The sequence below is a fragment of the Bacteroides uniformis genome, assembly GCF_025147485.1.
In the GTDB taxonomy this organism is placed as follows: Bacteria; Bacteroidota; Bacteroidia; order Bacteroidales; family Bacteroidaceae; genus Bacteroides; species Bacteroides uniformis.
On the sequence record NZ_CP102263.1, the window covers coordinates 2089645 to 2105742 of the forward strand.

At 43.7% G+C, this 16098-nt stretch carries 13 protein-coding genes; all 13 read left to right on the plus strand.

Translation table 11 applies throughout. The annotated features are described in order from the left end of the window. Window positions 1–9 precede the first annotated feature (9 nt). Window positions 10–1209, plus strand: coding sequence for an FprA family A-type flavoprotein (locus tag NQ510_RS07950; RefSeq protein ID WP_005835258.1), 1200 nt, complete (start codon window positions 10–12; stop codon window positions 1207–1209). 78 nt (window positions 1210–1287) lie between these two features. After that, window positions 1288–2100 carry a glucosamine-6-phosphate deaminase gene (nagB, locus tag NQ510_RS07955; RefSeq protein ID WP_005823882.1) on the plus strand — a complete coding sequence of 271 codons (813 nt, stop codon included), beginning with the start codon at window positions 1288–1290 and terminating at the stop codon, window positions 2098–2100. 465 nt (window positions 2101–2565) lie between these two features. Beyond that, the gene (locus NQ510_RS07960) at window positions 2566–4131 is read left to right on the plus strand and encodes an ATP-binding protein (RefSeq protein WP_005823881.1); all 1566 of its coding nucleotides are present in this window, start codon (window positions 2566–2568) and stop codon (window positions 4129–4131) included. A 147-nt stretch (window positions 4132–4278) separates the two neighbouring features. Next, a complete protein-coding gene (locus NQ510_RS07965) occupies window positions 4279–5295 on the plus strand; it encodes a winged helix-turn-helix domain-containing protein (protein WP_005823880.1) in 1017 nt (338 codons plus the stop codon). A gap of 138 nt (window positions 5296–5433) precedes the next feature. Then, entirely contained in the window at window positions 5434–5670 is a 237-nt protein-coding gene (locus NQ510_RS07970) for an NVEALA domain-containing protein (protein WP_034525331.1), read from the plus strand. Then, complete coding sequence (locus NQ510_RS07975) at window positions 5639–6706, plus strand: BF3164 family lipoprotein (RefSeq protein ID WP_009037140.1); 1068 nt, start codon at window positions 5639–5641, stop codon at window positions 6704–6706. The genes NQ510_RS07970 and NQ510_RS07975 overlap by 32 nt, the downstream gene beginning before the upstream one ends. Window positions 6707–6975: 269 nt before the next feature. Next, the gene (locus NQ510_RS07980; protein WP_009037139.1) at window positions 6976–7209 is read left to right on the plus strand and encodes an NVEALA domain-containing protein; all 234 of its coding nucleotides are present in this window, start codon (window positions 6976–6978) and stop codon (window positions 7207–7209) included. 303 nt (window positions 7210–7512) lie between these two features. Then, window positions 7513–8580, plus strand: a complete 1068-nt coding sequence (locus tag NQ510_RS07985) for a BF3164 family lipoprotein (protein ID WP_005823873.1) — start codon at window positions 7513–7515, stop codon at window positions 8578–8580. Between the two features lie 69 nt (window positions 8581–8649). Beyond that, the gene (locus tag NQ510_RS07990; protein WP_009037137.1) at window positions 8650–9513 is read left to right on the plus strand and encodes a DUF1573 domain-containing protein; all 864 of its coding nucleotides are present in this window, start codon (window positions 8650–8652) and stop codon (window positions 9511–9513) included. Between the two features lie 12 nt (window positions 9514–9525). Further along, complete coding sequence (lepB, locus tag NQ510_RS07995) at window positions 9526–10416, plus strand: signal peptidase I (protein ID WP_005823871.1); 891 nt, start codon at window positions 9526–9528, stop codon at window positions 10414–10416. A 1-nt stretch (window position 10417) separates the two neighbouring features. Continuing rightward, on the plus strand, window positions 10418–12337 hold the full coding sequence (locus tag NQ510_RS08000; protein WP_005823869.1) for a hypothetical protein: 1920 nt from the start codon (window positions 10418–10420) through the stop codon (window positions 12335–12337). A 45-nt stretch (window positions 12338–12382) separates the two neighbouring features. Further along, the gene (locus NQ510_RS08005; RefSeq protein WP_005823867.1) at window positions 12383–14341 is read left to right on the plus strand and encodes a transglutaminase domain-containing protein; all 1959 of its coding nucleotides are present in this window, start codon (window positions 12383–12385) and stop codon (window positions 14339–14341) included. Window positions 14342–14375: 34 nt separating this feature from the next. Then, window positions 14376–16058: an O-antigen ligase family protein gene (locus NQ510_RS08010; protein ID WP_005823866.1), complete on the plus strand. Its 1683-nt coding sequence runs from the start codon at window positions 14376–14378 to the stop codon at window positions 16056–16058. The last annotated feature ends 40 nt before the right edge of the window (window positions 16059–16098 follow it).

The window sequence follows — 16098 nt, forward strand, 5'->3', positions numbered from 1 at the left end:
GATACAGTTATGAACCCAAAAACAGTGATAAAAGGAAAAATCCACTACGTGGGAGTGAATGACCGCAATAAGCATTTGTTTGAAGGCATGTGGCCGTTGCCGTACGGGGTTTCCTACAACTCTTACCTGATAGATGATGAGACGGTCGCTTTGGTCGATACGGTAGACATCTGCTATTTCGAGGTGTATCTGCGCAAGATAAAGAGCATTATCGGCGAGCGCCCCATCCAGTATCTCATCATCAACCATATGGAGCCGGACCATTCGGGCTCTATCCGCCTGATAAAGCAGCATTATCCCGACATCATCATCGTGGGCAACAAGCAGACCTTCGGCATGATAGAGGGCTTTTATGGCGTGACGGGCGAACAGTACATGGTGAAGGACGAGGATTTTCTGGCTTTGGGACATCATAAGCTCCGCTTCTATATGACCCCGATGGTGCACTGGCCCGAGACGATGATGACTTTTGACGAAACGGAAGGAGTCCTTTTCGCCGGTGACGGTTTCGGCTGTTTCGGCACGTTGGACGGAGGGTTCCTGGATACCCGCATCAATCTGGACAGATACTGGGACGAGATGGTGCGCTACTATTCCAACATCGTGGGCAAGTACGGCTCTCCGGTGCAGAAGGCACTTGCCAAGCTGGGCGGTCTGCCCATTTCCACCATCTGCTCCACGCACGGGCCGGTGTGGACGGAAAACATAGCCAAGGTTATCGGCATCTACGACAAGTTGAGCCGCTACGCCGCTGACGAAGGTGTGGTCATTGCCTATGGTTCCATGTACGGCAACACGGAGCAGATGGCGGAAGCCATTGCGGCGGAACTTTCTGCACAAGGCATCAAGAACATCGTGATGCACAATGTGAGCAAGAGCAATCCTTCTTATATCATTGCCGACATATTCAAGTATCGCGGACTTATCATCGGCAGCCCCACCTACAGCAACCAGATTTATCCTGAGATAGAATCCTTGCTCTCCAAGATTCTGGTACGCGAAGTGAAGGGACGTTATCTGGGATACTTCGGATCCTTCTGCTGGGCAGGTGCTGCCGTGAAGCGCATGGGCGAGTTTGCCGAAAAGAGCAAGTTCGAGATTGTGGGCGACCCGGTAGAGATGAAGCAGGCCATGAAGGACATTACTTACGAACAATGCGAAAACCTGGCACGTGCCATGGCAGAGCGTTTGAAGAAGGATAGGAAGTAGTTGAAAATTAAGAATTAAAGAATTAAGAATTGAAGTTGAAAATTACCCCTAATTTATTAACCTAATAAAACAATCACAATGAGACTAATCATTCAACCGGATTATCAATCCGTATCAAAGTGGGCGGCACATTATGTGGCTGCCAAGATCAAGGCCGCTCATCCGACACCTGAAAAACCGTTTGTATTGGGATGCCCCACCGGTTCTTCTCCGTTGGGCATGTACAAGGAACTTATCGACCTGAACAAGAAAGGCATCGTGTCTTTCCAGAACGTAGTGACTTTCAATATGGACGAGTATGTAGGTTTGCCCAAGGAACATCCCGAAAGCTACTATTCCTTTATGTGGAACAACTTCTTCAGCCATATAGACATCAAGCCGGAGAACACCAATATCCTGAACGGCAACGCTGCCGACCTGGATGCCGAGTGTGCACGCTATGAAGAAAAAATCAAGTCCTACGGCGGCATCGACCTCTTCATGGGCGGTATCGGTCCCGACGGACATATCGCTTTCAACGAGCCGGGTTCTTCCCTTTCGTCACGCACCCGCCAGAAGACATTGACTACCGATACCATCATTGCCAACTCCCGTTTCTTTGACAACGACGTGAACAAGGTGCCCAAGACTGCCCTGACCGTCGGTGTGGGTACTGTGCTTAGCGCCCGCGAGGTAATGATTATCGTAAACGGACACAACAAGGCACGTGCCCTCTATCATGCAGTCGAGGGTCCCGTGATGCAGATGTGGACTATCAGCGCCTTGCAGATGCACGAAAAGGGTATCATCGTTTGTGACGATGCGGCCACCGAAGAATTGAAGGTGGGTACTTACCGCTACTTCAAGGATATTGAGGCAGAGCACCTGGATGCGGAAAGCTTGCTGAAATAAGCAAACTAATAAAAGTTTTGCAATTCCACCCTCACCACCCTCACCGCTTGTCTGCATCTGCTTGTTCATCGGTGTTTCAGGGGTGAGTGAGAGCAATTTAAAAGGGTGAGGGCAAATTTTGCCCTCACCCTTTTTGTTCTCCTGATTTTGGTTGACTGTTTTCAGGACAGGGCGTTATGTGATGAAAACGGGCTCTGCTCCGCTGTAAGGCTTTGGGTGCCAATGTTAAAGATACCAAATACTCACTGCAAAACCAGTGCATCGTTTTTGCAGTGCCGCTGCAACATAGATGCAGTGCCACTGCAACTGTTTTGCAGTGCTACTGCAACGCCTTTGCAGTGTTACTGCAAAAGATGTGCAGTAGGTTTGCAGTGAGGGCTTGTGATGAAAAAGCCATGGGCGTGCTTTCTTTTTTGCGGAATATGTGCTATCTTTGTCATACTTGTAATTTAAACAGTAGCAGCTATGGAATTGAGTGGCAGACGCTATCCGATAGGGATACAGAATTTTGAGCAACTGCGTACGCGGAATTGTGTGTATGTGGATAAGACGGAGCTGGTGTACAAATTGGTGAATACAGACCAAATTTATTTCTTCAGCCGCCCCCGTCGGTTTGGCAAAAGCTTGCTCGTGTCTACGCTGGAGGCCTATTTCCAGGGGAAAAAGGAACTTTTCGAAGGGCTGGCTATGGAACGTCTGGAGCAGGAATGGGAGGTTTGCCCGGTGCTGCACGTTGATTTCAGCTTGACGAAATATACTGAGCTGCGTGACTTGACGGGGCAATTGAATTTGTTTTTATCTCGTTGGGAAGAAATTTACGGAAAAAAGGAAGAGGAAGAGGGGGCGGCAGAGCGTCTGCAAGGCATCATCCTGCGTGCCTACGCCAAGACCGGAAAGCCGGTTGTAGTGCTGATTGACGAGTACGATGCTCCTCTGCTTGACAGTAATTCCGATGCCCTTTTGCAACAACAGCTTCGCAACGAGATGCGCAAGTTCTTCAGTCCTCTCAAGGGGCTGGGGCAATATCTCCGTTTTCTTTTTATCACGGGTATCAGCAAGTTCAGCCAGCTGAGCATCTTCAGCGAACTGAACAATTTGCAAAATATCAGTATGCGCGATGACTTCAGTGCCCTCTGCGGCATCACCGAGGAGGAACTGCTGACGCAGTTGAAACCCGATATTGAGCGGATGGCCGAGGCTAATGATGAGACTTACGAGGAGGCATGCTTGCATTTGAAGCGGCAATATGACGGTTATCATTTCAGTAAGGCTTGTGCGGATATTTACAACCCGTTCAGCCTGTTCAATGCTTTCAATTCCAAAGAATACAAGAACTATTGGTTCTCCACGGGCACGCCTACTTTCCTGATAGATATTCTGCGCCATGCAGACTTCGATGTGCGTGCGCTGGAAGGTGTTGAGGCTACCGATGAGCAGTTTGATGCGCCTACGGAACAGATAACGAGTCCCATCCCGGTGCTCTACCAGAGCGGTTATCTGACCATTAAGGGCTATGACCGTAATTTCCAAATCTATCGTTTGGCCTATCCCAACGGTGAGGTCCGTAAAGGGTTCATTGAATCCCTGCTTCCCTCTTACGTGCACTTGCCTGCCCAGAACAACACCTTCTACGTCGTCTCTTTCCTTCGCGACTTGATGAAGGGTGATGTGGAGAGCTGCCTGGAGCGTACCCGTTCCTTCTTTGCCTCCATTCCCAATGATTTGGAGAACAAGACCGAAAAGCATTATCAGACCATTTTCTATTTGCTGTTCCGGTTGATGGGGCAATATGTGGAGTCGGAAGTGAAGAGTTCCGTAGGCCGTGCGGATGTGGTGGTGCAGTTGCAGGATGTCGTTTATGTCTTCGAGTTCAAATACGACGGTACCCCGGAAGAGGCGTTGGCTCAGATTGACAGCAAGCAGTATGCCATCCCTTACCGGGCGGACGGCAGGCGTGTGGTCAAGATTGGCGTGAATTTTGACAGTTCCACGCGGACGATTGGCGGGTGGAAAATAGCTAAAGCAGATTAGAAGAAGAAACTGTTTTGATTTTATATCCTTCTTTCTCAAGTCATTTTCCTTTTTTCTTTATATTATTGTTTAACTTTGGCGCTATTAAGCGGATGCCTCTTCGAGTGCATGGGTAGAAATGAATAGGCAACAGAAAGGAAGGAGTAGATGAAACGCTATAAGAAGATTCTTATGATATGGATATGTGCCATTGTAGTGGTGGCAGTGTCTGTGATAGTAGCATTATATGATAATGCCAACCAGGGACAAGATGTGGCTAAGGAGGTTGCTGTAGAAACTCTGCGGAAGGTTGCGGAACGGGTCGTGAATCGGGAATTTGATGGGCTGGGGATGTTCTATGCATCTGGGTCTGATGGTGGTAAGAAGCATACCAAAAGGAAAGCGATATCAGAAGATGGTGAATTTGAAGTGATAATAGATTCATTGAAAGAGGCACAAGGACTATTTCCGTTGGATGTCGTAGGGTTTAAAGCCGATATGTTGAATTATTATGGAAAATTTCCATTGGAAGAGATTTGTCTTGAGTGGAAAGCTGAGATGAATGATCGGTATGGCGGAGCCATGTGTGCTCTTTTTCTGAAGGTTAATCCGATGGGAAAGGGCATTGTGCAAGAATCATCTACTGGAGATGAAACTATAATTGCTTCACAGAATGATTTAGGTACTTACTATTTGAACGGTATGTACACAATGAGGTTGACAGCTTATATGCTGCCTGATTTTTGGCACTGTGTGGATTGGGCAGACCATGTACTGCAGATACTATCCTGCATTTTGTGCATTCTGTTATTGGGACTGGCGATTTATGTAGGGGGTCAACAGTATAGAAAGAGAAAAACGGCTGATACGTTGACAAAGAGCACTTATCGGTTCGGGAAGTATATATTTGATTCCGTCAACCATACACTGACTTATGAAGGTGAAAAAGTATCTTGTACGCCACAAGCCGCGAAGTTATTACTTGGTTTTGCCAAGTCGTCCGAACTTTTCCTGACGAACGATGAAATAGCGGAAATTTGCGGTTGGCCATTGAGTGATTTGAATTTAGGCAGCCGCCGCAGAAAAGCAATAAGCTTATTGGGTAAACTCTTTGAGGCGGACGATTCCGTTCAGATTCTTCTTCTGCCGGAAAGGAAGGGGTATCAAATTGTTATCTCCAAGTAGATGAAATGTTAACCCATATTGGTGTGTCGGGTGTGAACTTTTTTTCACGCCCCAACTTTGGGCGTTTTCCAAATAAAGACTGGCAAAAGCCAAAATAATCCTTTTATCTTTGCTTGTGTAACAAAAAACAAAAACACTATGAAAAGCAAGGTGAAGTTATTAGGAGCTTTGGCAATTAGTGCCATTTCGGTTTTAAGCTATGTTCAAATTAGTCATTCGGAAAAGCTGGATGATTTGCTATTGGAAAATATAGAGGCATTGGCTGCTGGTGAGAGTGGGGATGATAGCAAATGTTTTGGGAGTGGTTCAATAGTTTGTCCTTTAACAAATCAAGGAGTAGCTCATGTGCAAATTTATTATAGCCTGCCTCATTAGCCTATCCGCACTGTCCTTTTCCTCTTGTACGCAGAAAAAAGTAGCAACTTCTGTTGCCTACATGGATTTTCCGCAAACAATCGAGCTGAAAGCGAGGGTGCAGCCATTGGACACCGCTTTGTTCCGTTATCCGTTCCGCGTTCGGGTGCAGGGTGATAAGGCTGTGGTAATGGATTTGCATGGCACGGACTACTTTTGCCATGTTTTCCACTATCCGGGTTTCCGCTATTTTGCTTCGTTCGGCAAGCGGGGCGAGGCTCCCGAAGAGATGCTTTCTGCTGAAAATATCCGATGGCATGGTCAATCTCTGTGGGGACTTGATGCTGGTAAGTCCGTATTAACCAAGTATGATTTTACTTCGTCGGGTTGCTCAATCGTTCCTCAGAAAGTGATAAATATGGATGCTGACATGCTTCGCGTTTTAGACTTTGTGATGGTTGACGACTTTACCTTCATTGTTCCGGACGGATCTGGCAGTAGCCGCTTTTGCTGGGTAAACTATCAAGGGAAATTATTGCGCAGAACCGGTCAAATACCGTCAGCCAATGCGGAGGCTTTACAGAATGCCCGTCCTGCATTGGCTCAGGCATGGCGTAGCTTCATCGACTATAATCCCCGAAATGGAGTGCTGGCAGCAGTTACCCAGTTGGGCGAAGTACTTGAAGTCTTTAATTTGAAAGATAGTACGCATGTGGTACGCATTGGTCCGCACGGTGAACCGGAGTTTAAGATTTCTCAGGGTTATGGTATTCCTACGGGTATCATGGGATTTAGCGATGTCCAAGTGGCAGACAGTGCTATCTATGCGGTTTTTCATGGGCGCTCTTTTAAGGAAATTGCGCAAAATGTACAGCAAGGTGTCTATTTGCCGGATGGAGGACGGTATATCTATGTTTTTAGTCTGACCGGCGAACCTCTCTGCAGGTATGTGTTAGATCATTATGTTTATGGCATATCGGTAGATGAACAAAAAGGAATAATCTTGGCAACGGATGTGAATAAAGATGATCCGATAATAGAGTATAGTATGAAATAAAGTAAACTATAATATGGATGGAGAGGAACGGACGGTTCACGTTTGGTTGGTGCATCTCGTACCGTCCGTTCCATAACCCACCAAGAAAGGAGGTCGAGGCAAAGATAGTAATTTGAATTGAAAACAGAGTGTGTTTTCTGCCATTTCGATAGGTATGGCAAGAAAAGAGTTCTCCAAGATTTTTATATCTTGATTCTGGTACGCAAGCATTATGCTTGTGGTAAATGATAAAAAAGAATAATCTTATACTAATAAAATTGAAGAATAGTATGAAGAAAATGATTAAGATAGCTTTTGTTGCAGCATTTGTAGCGATTGCAGGATATGGTGTTTATACAAATCAGAAATCGGAGACATTGTCTGATTTAACATTGGCTAATGTGGAAGCATTGGCTGGTGGTGAAAGTGGAGGGTATTATTGCTGCAGTCCATATAGTTACGAGTGTTATCGCATTGTAGGTGGTGGTATTGTGCATGGACTGAGACTTCCTTTACCTTGTTAATAGAATAAAAACAAGTTCGATTAGAGAAATATATTTTCCTATAATTTCTCTTCTAAATCTACTAGTTAGATACTGATTTTATAGTATATATTCTTTTGAAATTAGAACTATAGTAGAGGATTTGTCTGGAATCTAATCCCATGTCATTCATGATGCTACAATACAATAAGTGTGCTTTGAGCCTTTTTGGGGGTCTCTAACTTAGTTGGGGATATATACAAAATCTTGAAGAATAATTATACTTTAGTTAAATGATGGCATGGGGTTGAAAATTCAGACACTAATATATTAAAAATAAACTATATGAATAAAATGAATAGATTCTTGTGGGGAGTATTGTACATCGTGTTTTTAAGTGCTTGCAATAATAAACCACCTCAAACAATTGGGGAATTATTTCCTGAAACGTTTTCCTTGAATCAAAGAAAAGAATGCCTAATCAGTGAAGATTCCTTAGGTCGTGTAGAAGGTATTGCATGTGACGAGGAAAATCTGGTTGTTTTTGATACACGTTCCAATCAATGTTTTACATTGTTCGATCAACAGTCGGGTAGACAGATTGGTCGTTTTGGAAATATAGGGCAGGGTCCTTTGGAAATAATGTTTGGTAGTAGTGGCTATTTAGAAAAAAAGTGTCTAGTGACATATAATGACCAAAGTAGAATAGTGATGAAATATAGCCTTGATTCTTTGCGGAGTGGTGTGGTTGATGGTGCTCCTACACGTCTGACGAAGCATAAAATATCGAATGCTCTAATATCGAGGCTTATTACTATTAATGATTCTATTTTTGTAGTAGGAGGAATGTATGAAGCGCGTTATCAGCATTTAATATTTGATGCAAACAATCGTGTGTTAGATTATGGTATAGATGTTTATAATGCTGCTGATAGTAGTTTCAATGCTATAACTAGATATCTTTCCAATCAAGGATGTATGGCAAAGCATCCGTATAAAAATGAGTTTGCCTATTCTGTTAATTTTTCGTCTAACTTGGATTTCTTTGAAATAGTTGATAATAAAATTAAACTTAAAAAAACGATGCGTTTAGGGAATCCTATATGTGAATCTGTAGTAGAGGATGGTGGGCAATTGTTTAGTACACGTCTAACCAAAGAAAGTATTCATGGTTTTATTGAAGTGTGCCCAACACCTAAGTATCTGTATGCTTTATATTCGGCTGGGAAAATATATGAAGTTCAAAGAAAATCGAAAACTGTATTTGTCTTTGATTGGGATGGTAATCCCATAAAAGAACTTCTACTTGATATGGATGTGTTTCATATTGCAGTTAATGAAAAAGATAAAAAGATGTTTGCTGTTGTAAAAAATGAAGAGGGTGGGTTTAATATTATATGTTATGTATTATAAATCTTTCAATGGTGTATGAACTGAAAAAATAAATTTCCATAGAGATGAAAAAAAGGGTTTGTATTTACAATGTATATTATGGTATTACTGATTCTGTTCTCCTCTTGTCAGAACAAAACAAAGAATCATGTTATACAATTAGTGAGAGAGTGGGAAGGAAAAGAAATACAATTCCCTCCTAATTCTGTGTTTACTATTCAAGGGAAAGACACTATAAAGCATTCAGGAGATAACTGTGATTACAAAATAGTAACTTATATTGATTCTATAGGTTGCACGAGCTGTAAATTGCAGTTGCAAAATTGGAAAGATTTTATACTTAAGATGGATTCTCTAAACCATGATAAAGTATCATTCCTTTTTTACTTTTATCCTAAAGATAAGTCTGAACTACGTTTTATATTTCAACGTGACAGTTTTGAGTATCCGATTTGTTTGGATGAGAATGATAGTTTTAATAAGCTAAATCATTTTCCTTCAGATATGACTTTTCAAACTTTTCTATTGAATCGGAATAATAAAGTACTTGCTATCGGTAATCCTATTCATAATCCTAAAATAAGAGAGTTGTATGTTAAGATAATTCGAGGTGAGAGTATAGCAATAGAGAATGAAAGTAAGGATATTAAAACAGAAGTTGCCACGGACAAAGTTTCCATCTTGTTAGGTGTTTTTGATTGGCAGAAAGAACAAAAGGCAATTTTTACTTTGAAGAATATCGGAGATAACCCATTGGTTATACAAGATGTTGCTACTTCTTGTGGTTGTACTACCGTAGCTTATTCAAAGGAACCGGCATTACCGGGTAAGGAAATAGATTTGGAAGTGGTTTATAAAGCTGAACATCCGGAGCACTTTGACAAGACGATAACGGTATATTGCAATGCAGAAACTTCTCCGTTGGTATTGAAGATTAGCGGGGATGCAAAATAACTGATTGATGGGATGAAGGAGCGGCTGCAATTGAAAAAATGGTTGAATGGAATAACAAACGTATTATTCTGTCTGTGCCTGCTTGTTGTGATACTGATAGTATTGCAGGTGTTTGTGGTGACCTCCTTCAAGATACCGTCGGACTCGATGGAACCGTCGTTGCTGGCGGGTGATTGTATTCTGGTGGATAAATGTTCGGGTGGAGCACGCCTATTCAATGTGCTTGATGCCGTGGAGAAAAAGGAGGTGAGGATGCACCGTATGTCCGGATGGAGAAATTTTCAGCGGAATGATGTACTAGTGTTCAATTTTCCTTATCCGGGCAGGTGGGACAACATTGCGCTGGACGTGATGTTGTATTACGTGAAGCGCTGTATCGCCGTGCCGGGTGATACGTTGGAGATAAGGAATACACATTATCGTGTGTCCGGATTTGATGGTATCGCAGGAAATGTGCAGGCGCAGGAGGAATTAGGTAAATTGATATCTTCGGGCATGACGGAGGAACGGGGCCTTGTTCTTAAGAGCTTTCCCGATGGTGGCTGTAATGGGTGGACTATCAGCGAGTTTGGGCCTCTTTATATACCGGCCAAAGGCAGCGTGGTAGGAATGAATCCGGAAACACGGTTGCTGTATCGGAACGTGATAGAGTGGGAACAGAAAAAGAAACTGACATTGCATGGAGATTCGGTTCTGCTGGGGGACAGTGTGATACACAATTACCGCTTCTGTGAGAACTATTATTTTGTTTCGGGTGACAAGATGGTGAATTCAAAAGATTCCCGCTACTGGGGATTACTGCCGGAACCATTTATAGTGGGAAGGGCATGGCTGGTATGGAAGTCCGTCAGCCCGAATACTGGAAAAATGAGATGGAAACGTATCTTTAAAAGAATAGACTAAGATGAAAGTTCTGTTTAAATTGCTCTGGATATTATTGATTGCCGGGATATTGGAGGCTTGCAATGCTTCCGGCAGATTGGAGTACGCACTGGAGTGTGCTGCAACCAACAAAGGCGAACTGGAAAAGGTACTGGAACATTATAAAGATGAGCCTGAAAAATATAAAGCCGCTTGTTTCTTGATAGAAAATATGCCTTATCACTATGCCCTTGAAGGTGAAGAACTGGATTCTTTGAAAACAGTGCTGGCTTCGGCAGATGCTTATGGGGTGATGCTGAAGGATACTGCCGTACCGGATTGGGATTATTATACCCCTTCCGGATTGCAGAGAAAACCGGATGTACTGAATATAAGGGCTGAATTCTTGATAAATAACATTGATTTGGCTTTTGATGGTTGGAAAAAGCGTCCGTGGAATGCTTCCCTTTCTTTTGCAGATTTCTGTGAATGGCTGCTTCCCTATCGTATCGGAAATGAGACTCCGGACAACTGGCGGCAGATATACCATGACCGTTATTCCTTTTTGCTGGACGAGGTTTATACGGGTATCGATGTAGTGGAGGCGATTAGCGTAGTTTGGGAGTATTTGCAGAAGGAAGACCCTTACCGGTTTACATGGGTCTTTAACTATCCGCATTTGGGAGGAGAGTACCTGCTGCATAATCGTATCGGCAAGTGTCAGGATGCTTGTGATTTTATGATTTATGTGATGCGGGCCATCGGCGTCCCGGTAGCCTATGATTTCTATACTTTCAATGCGGAAACACGGAAAGGGCATGTGTGGAATGTGGTGAGGGATGTAACGGGTGTCTGCCTTCCTTTTACTTTCCCTTCCCGGAAGCCGAAACGGGGAAGTTTCTATATTGACAGTCGGCGCCCGAGCGTGGTTTACCGCCGGTGTTTTGGCAGACAATGGGACATGGATGGCGATTTTATGCGGAACCGGTCCGTACCGGCTGCTTTTAAGGATGTGTTTGCAAGAAAAGTGTCGGATAATTATTTTGATTCGAATCTGGAACTGCCGGTAGAAGGGATGGACGGGAATTATGTTTATGTGGGGTTGTTCAGTGCTTATGGGTGGCGGGGAATAGATTTTACTAAGGTAGAAAGTGGAAAAGCGCTTTTCAGGAATTTGGCTTCGAGGCAGGTTTATATATTGTTGGCATTCGCAAACGGGCAGTATCGCCCTATTGGAAATCCTTTTTATTTTGATGGCAAGGATATACATCCTTATGTTGCAGATACCTCCAAGTGCTATTCTGCTGAATTGTATCGGAAATACCCTCTTTCGGAACGTATCAGGAACTATATGGGAGGGATAAAAGACGGGCATTTTGAGGCGGCTTGTGATAAGGATTTTAAAAATGCGGAGTTGTTGTGTACTGTGAAAGATACGCCCGGTATCAATTATAATCACGTTATTCTTGAGAAACCGGTAAGGGGTCGCTATGCCCGTTTTTGTTCTTCGGCAGAGGGATATGCGGAAGTTGCCGAAATGCATTTTTATAAAGGAGAGGAAGAGATTGTCCCTATAGACAGTTGGGGAGATGCTCCAGCCACAGCAAATACTTTTGCCTATCAGGTCTATGATAATGAACCGTTGTCGTATTTCATTTCATCAAAACCCGGTGCAAGTGTAACGGTGGATTTTGGAAAGGTTGTTACTATAGACAATTTTATGTATATGCCCCGTAACGATGATAACTTTGTCAGGATAGGGGATTGTTATGAACTCTTCTATTGGGGAGAGGGCTGTTGGAACTCATTGGGGAAGAAAATGGCAGAAAAACCTTTTCTGCCATATGACGGGATACCATCGGGAGCTTTGCTCTATTTGCATGACAGTACCCGTGGAGAAGAAGAACTGATATTTCATATGGAAGATGGTAAGCAGGTATTTGTATCGGATTGTAAGGATTGATTGGATTGTCTTTCAGATTGGAATAGAAAAAAATGGAATAGTGATATGAAACATTGGTGTGTATGGGTATGGTTTACAGCAGGTCTGTTTATGGCTTGTTCTTCGGAAAATCAGTGGTTGGACACAGCTTTGAATCTTGCCGGTGATAACCGTGCGGAGTTGCAAAAGGTACTGGACCGTTACAAGGAAGAGGACGGTGACAAATATCGTGCTGCTTGTTTTCTGATAGAGAATATGCCTTTTCATGGTGCTTACGAGGGAAAGGCCTTGGAGAATTACAGGAAGTATTTCAGTGAATACGTTTCATTTCCTTATTCCAGGCATGTGCAAGAGTTGATTGATTCCTTGAAAAGAGCAGATGGAGAATTTTCTATAAATCAATTGACTTATAAGAGGGACATTATGACGGTGGATTCCGCTTTTTTGGTCAATCATATAGAATGGGCATTCAAAGTCTGGCGGGAGCAACCTTGGGGAAAGCATGTTGATTTTGATACTTTCTGCGAATATATATTGCCTTATAGAATAGGGGATGAGCCGCTTTCTCTCTGGCGCAAAGAAATTTATGAGTGCTATAGCCCGATTTTGGATGAATTCAGGAAGACAGATGAGGCTGATAATCCTAAGGTTGCCGCCCAGTTGTTGATGGATACGTTGCGGAAAGCGAACTACCGGAATACGGCTCTTTTTCCGGTGGGGCCTCATTTGGGACCGGATGTACTGAAATGGCATACGGGCAGTTGCCGAGAGTTTACGGATGCCATGATATATGTGTTGCGGGCATTGGGCATTCCGTGCGGAGTAGATAGGGTGATGGTATTAGGAGACAACAATGCCTCTCATTTCTGGAATTTTGTTTTGGATAAGGAAGGAAAGACATACATTGCAAATCTTCCTTATGAAGAAGTATGGAGCAAAGCGGAAGAATATAGCATTTCGAGGGGAAAAATGTACCGGGCAACCTATAGTATTGATAAGGAGGCGGTACGGAAACTGGGGAAATATTCCGATGTTTACCCGGCATTCCGACGTCCGTTCTTCCGCGATGTCACTGCACTTTATACCGGTAGCAGGAATTGGACTGTAGCTCTTCCGGATTCTTTGCTTTCCGGACAGTTTCGTGAGGGGGATATGGTGTATTTGTGCCTTGCCAACAGACTACAATGGCAACCTATAGGATATACTTTCTTTAAGAAGGGGGAGGCTCGTTTTGAGGATGTGGGAGGCGGGGCGGTCTTTACGCTGGCTGCCTGGAACGGAAAGGAATACGCTGCAGTATCTTCTCCTTTTCTTCTGGAGCGTGAAACCGGAAAGATACGGTTCATTGTTCCGGAAGCTGAAAAGCAGGAATTGGTCTTGTATAGGAAGTGCCATCTTACTTTGAGTGTTCTTTTCAATGACCGGATGATTGGGGGAGTAGTGGAAGGAAGCGACCGGGCAGACTTTGGGTGGAAGGATACTCTACTTTTGATAAAGGAGGCTCCGTATCGGCTATATACTGTGGCCCGGTTGAAGTCTGATAAACCGTATCGGTATATGCGCTATAAGGGTGCTGACGGATGTTTCTGTAATATCTCGGAACTGGCTTTTTATGAGAATACGGAAGATACCATACCTCTATATGGGGAAATCATAGGTACTCCGGGAAGTTTTGAAGACAATACACATGAATATTTGAACGCATTTGACGGTAATCCGGATACTTCATTTGATTATATACATCCGGATGGAGGATGGACCGGGATGGACTTTGGAAGTCCCCATCGTGTGGAGAAGGTGGTGTATACTCCTCGTAATGAGGTGAATTTTATTTATAAAGGTAATTTGTATGAATTGTTTTATTGGGGTGGAGGAAAATGGAATTCTGTCGGGCGGCAAATGGCTGTGTCAGATTCTATTGTCTATTCAGGGTTTCAAGGTGCTTTATTTTATCTGAAGAATCACACAGCCGGTAAAGATGAACGGATTTTTGAATATAAAGACGGGAAACAAATCTTTTGGTGAATTATAGAATACTATTGAATATTTGATAGATAGAATGAATAATGTACGTAATCTATTGACTGGAAGTTTGGTCTACATTGCTTGTATAGTTTTATTGTCTTTGGCATGTAACGTTTCTTCCGGACTTCCTGTAGCTGATGTTATAGGGCAATGGCTCTATTTCGATAAAAGTGCATTGGTAGTTGCAGGATGTCTGTTGATGGCTGGATTGATGATGGAAAAAAGGTATTTTCTTTTTATACCGGTTTCGTGGGTATTGGTAATGCTGGGGGGCATTGAGGCTGTTTGGGGATTGAGTCAGCTTTATGGTTATGCTGTGTCCAACCATTCCTTGTATGTATTGACAGGTTCTTTCTTCAATCCGGGGCCTTATTCCGGCTATTTGGCCATGATACTTCCGGTCTGTCTGTATCAATGGCTGACCAAGAGGGGGGAGATTCTCTGCTCTGACCGGAATGATGGAAGAAGATGGGAAAAGGTGATGGATAAGGCTGGAACTATGGTCACTGGTGGTGTGATGCTGCTTATCCTTTGTGTGCTTCCGGCAGGAATGAGCCGTTCGGCATGGTTGGCGGCAGGAGTTTCCTGTCTGTGTGTATATGCTTGGCATATGGATTGGACGGATAAGTTCAGATTATTATGGCAGCAGCAAAGGCAGCGTGTGGTGATGGTAGTGGTCGGTGGATTCTGTGTCTTGCTATTGGCGGGCTATTTACTGTTTGTCTTGAAACCCGATTCTGCACGTGGCCGTCTTTTCATGTGGAAGATAACTTGTCGTGCCATTGCAGAAAAGCCGTTGACCGGATATGGGATTCATAATTTCGCAGCAGCCTATGGAAATGCGCAGGAAACTTATTTTGCAGCAGGTGATTATGAACCGTGGGAGGAACGTGTGGCGGGAAGTCCGGAATATGCATTCAATGAATATCTGCAGGCTGCGGTCGAACTGGGCATTCCTTTGGCGGTATGTCTATTGGTTGTGGTCGTGCTGTGTTTGTATAGGGGAGTCCGTAAAGGACGTTATGGTATCTGTGGGGCTATTCTTTCTTTGATGATATTCTCTTTTTCCTCCTATCCGCTACAACTTCCGGTATTTATCGTTACATTTGGAGGATTGCTTGTGGCGTGCTTGTCCGGTGCCGACCGTTGGCAATGGTTGGGGCTGGCTGTATCAGTAGGCATCATTGGCGGTTTTCGCCTGAAGAATGACTTGCAAGTGGAGCAGGCCTGTCGGGAGTGGATGAATGCGCGGGTGCTGTATAATGCAGGTGCGTATCAATCGGCAGAGAAAGAGTACGGGCGCCTTTATCCTCTGTTGAGGGACCGGGCATCTTTCTTGTTCGAATATGGGCATGGATTGCACAAGCAGCAGCAGTTCAGTAAATCCAACCGTATTTTGAAAGAAGCTTTACAGCGTAGTTGTGACCCCATGATACTGAATGTGATAGGCAAGAACTATCAGCAGATGGGTGATTGCTTGTCAGCGGAAGACTGGTTTATCCGTTCCACCCATCGTTTGCCGGGACGTATTTATCCCTATTATCTGCTTGCGAAGCTTTATGCGGAACCAAGCTTCAGGCAACCGGACAAGTTTGAAAAAATGAAGTGGATGGTATTGACGAAAGAGCCGAAAGTGCATTCTACGGCAATACGACAGATGAGGGAGGAAATAAAAAAGATTCAGCTTATTTTTGTCCATATTAAAAAAGATGAATAAAAACGGAAAGTGTTAATAATGAGTGAACTAATTGCTAAAG

Excerpts from the sequence above, each read along its gene's own strand:
- NQ510_RS07975 (WP_009037140.1), top strand. The coding sequence starts at position 5,639 with ATGTGCAAATTTATTATAGCCTGCCTCATTAGCCTATCCGCACTGTCC.
- NQ510_RS08010 (WP_005823866.1), top strand. The coding sequence starts at position 14,376 with ATGAATAATGTACGTAATCTATTGACTGGAAGTTTGGTCTACATTGCT.
- NQ510_RS07980 (WP_009037139.1), top strand. The coding sequence starts at position 6,976 with ATGAAGAAAATGATTAAGATAGCTTTTGTTGCAGCATTTGTAGCGATT.
- NQ510_RS07970 (WP_034525331.1), top strand. The coding sequence starts at position 5,434 with ATGAAAAGCAAGGTGAAGTTATTAGGAGCTTTGGCAATTAGTGCCATT.
- NQ510_RS07960 (WP_005823881.1), top strand. The coding sequence starts at position 2,566 with ATGGAATTGAGTGGCAGACGCTATCCGATAGGGATACAGAATTTTGAG.
- NQ510_RS07990 (WP_009037137.1), top strand. The coding sequence starts at position 8,650 with ATGTATATTATGGTATTACTGATTCTGTTCTCCTCTTGTCAGAACAAA.
- NQ510_RS07950 (WP_005835258.1), top strand. The coding sequence starts at position 10 with ATGAACCCAAAAACAGTGATAAAAGGAAAAATCCACTACGTGGGAGTG.
- NQ510_RS07965 (WP_005823880.1), top strand. The coding sequence starts at position 4,279 with ATGAAACGCTATAAGAAGATTCTTATGATATGGATATGTGCCATTGTA.
- NQ510_RS08000 (WP_005823869.1), top strand. The coding sequence starts at position 10,418 with ATGAAAGTTCTGTTTAAATTGCTCTGGATATTATTGATTGCCGGGATA.
- NQ510_RS07985 (WP_005823873.1), top strand. The coding sequence starts at position 7,513 with ATGAATAAAATGAATAGATTCTTGTGGGGAGTATTGTACATCGTGTTT.
- nagB (WP_005823882.1), top strand. The coding sequence starts at position 1,288 with ATGAGACTAATCATTCAACCGGATTATCAATCCGTATCAAAGTGGGCG.
- lepB (WP_005823871.1), top strand. The coding sequence starts at position 9,526 with ATGAAGGAGCGGCTGCAATTGAAAAAATGGTTGAATGGAATAACAAAC.
- NQ510_RS08005 (WP_005823867.1), top strand. The coding sequence starts at position 12,383 with ATGAAACATTGGTGTGTATGGGTATGGTTTACAGCAGGTCTGTTTATG.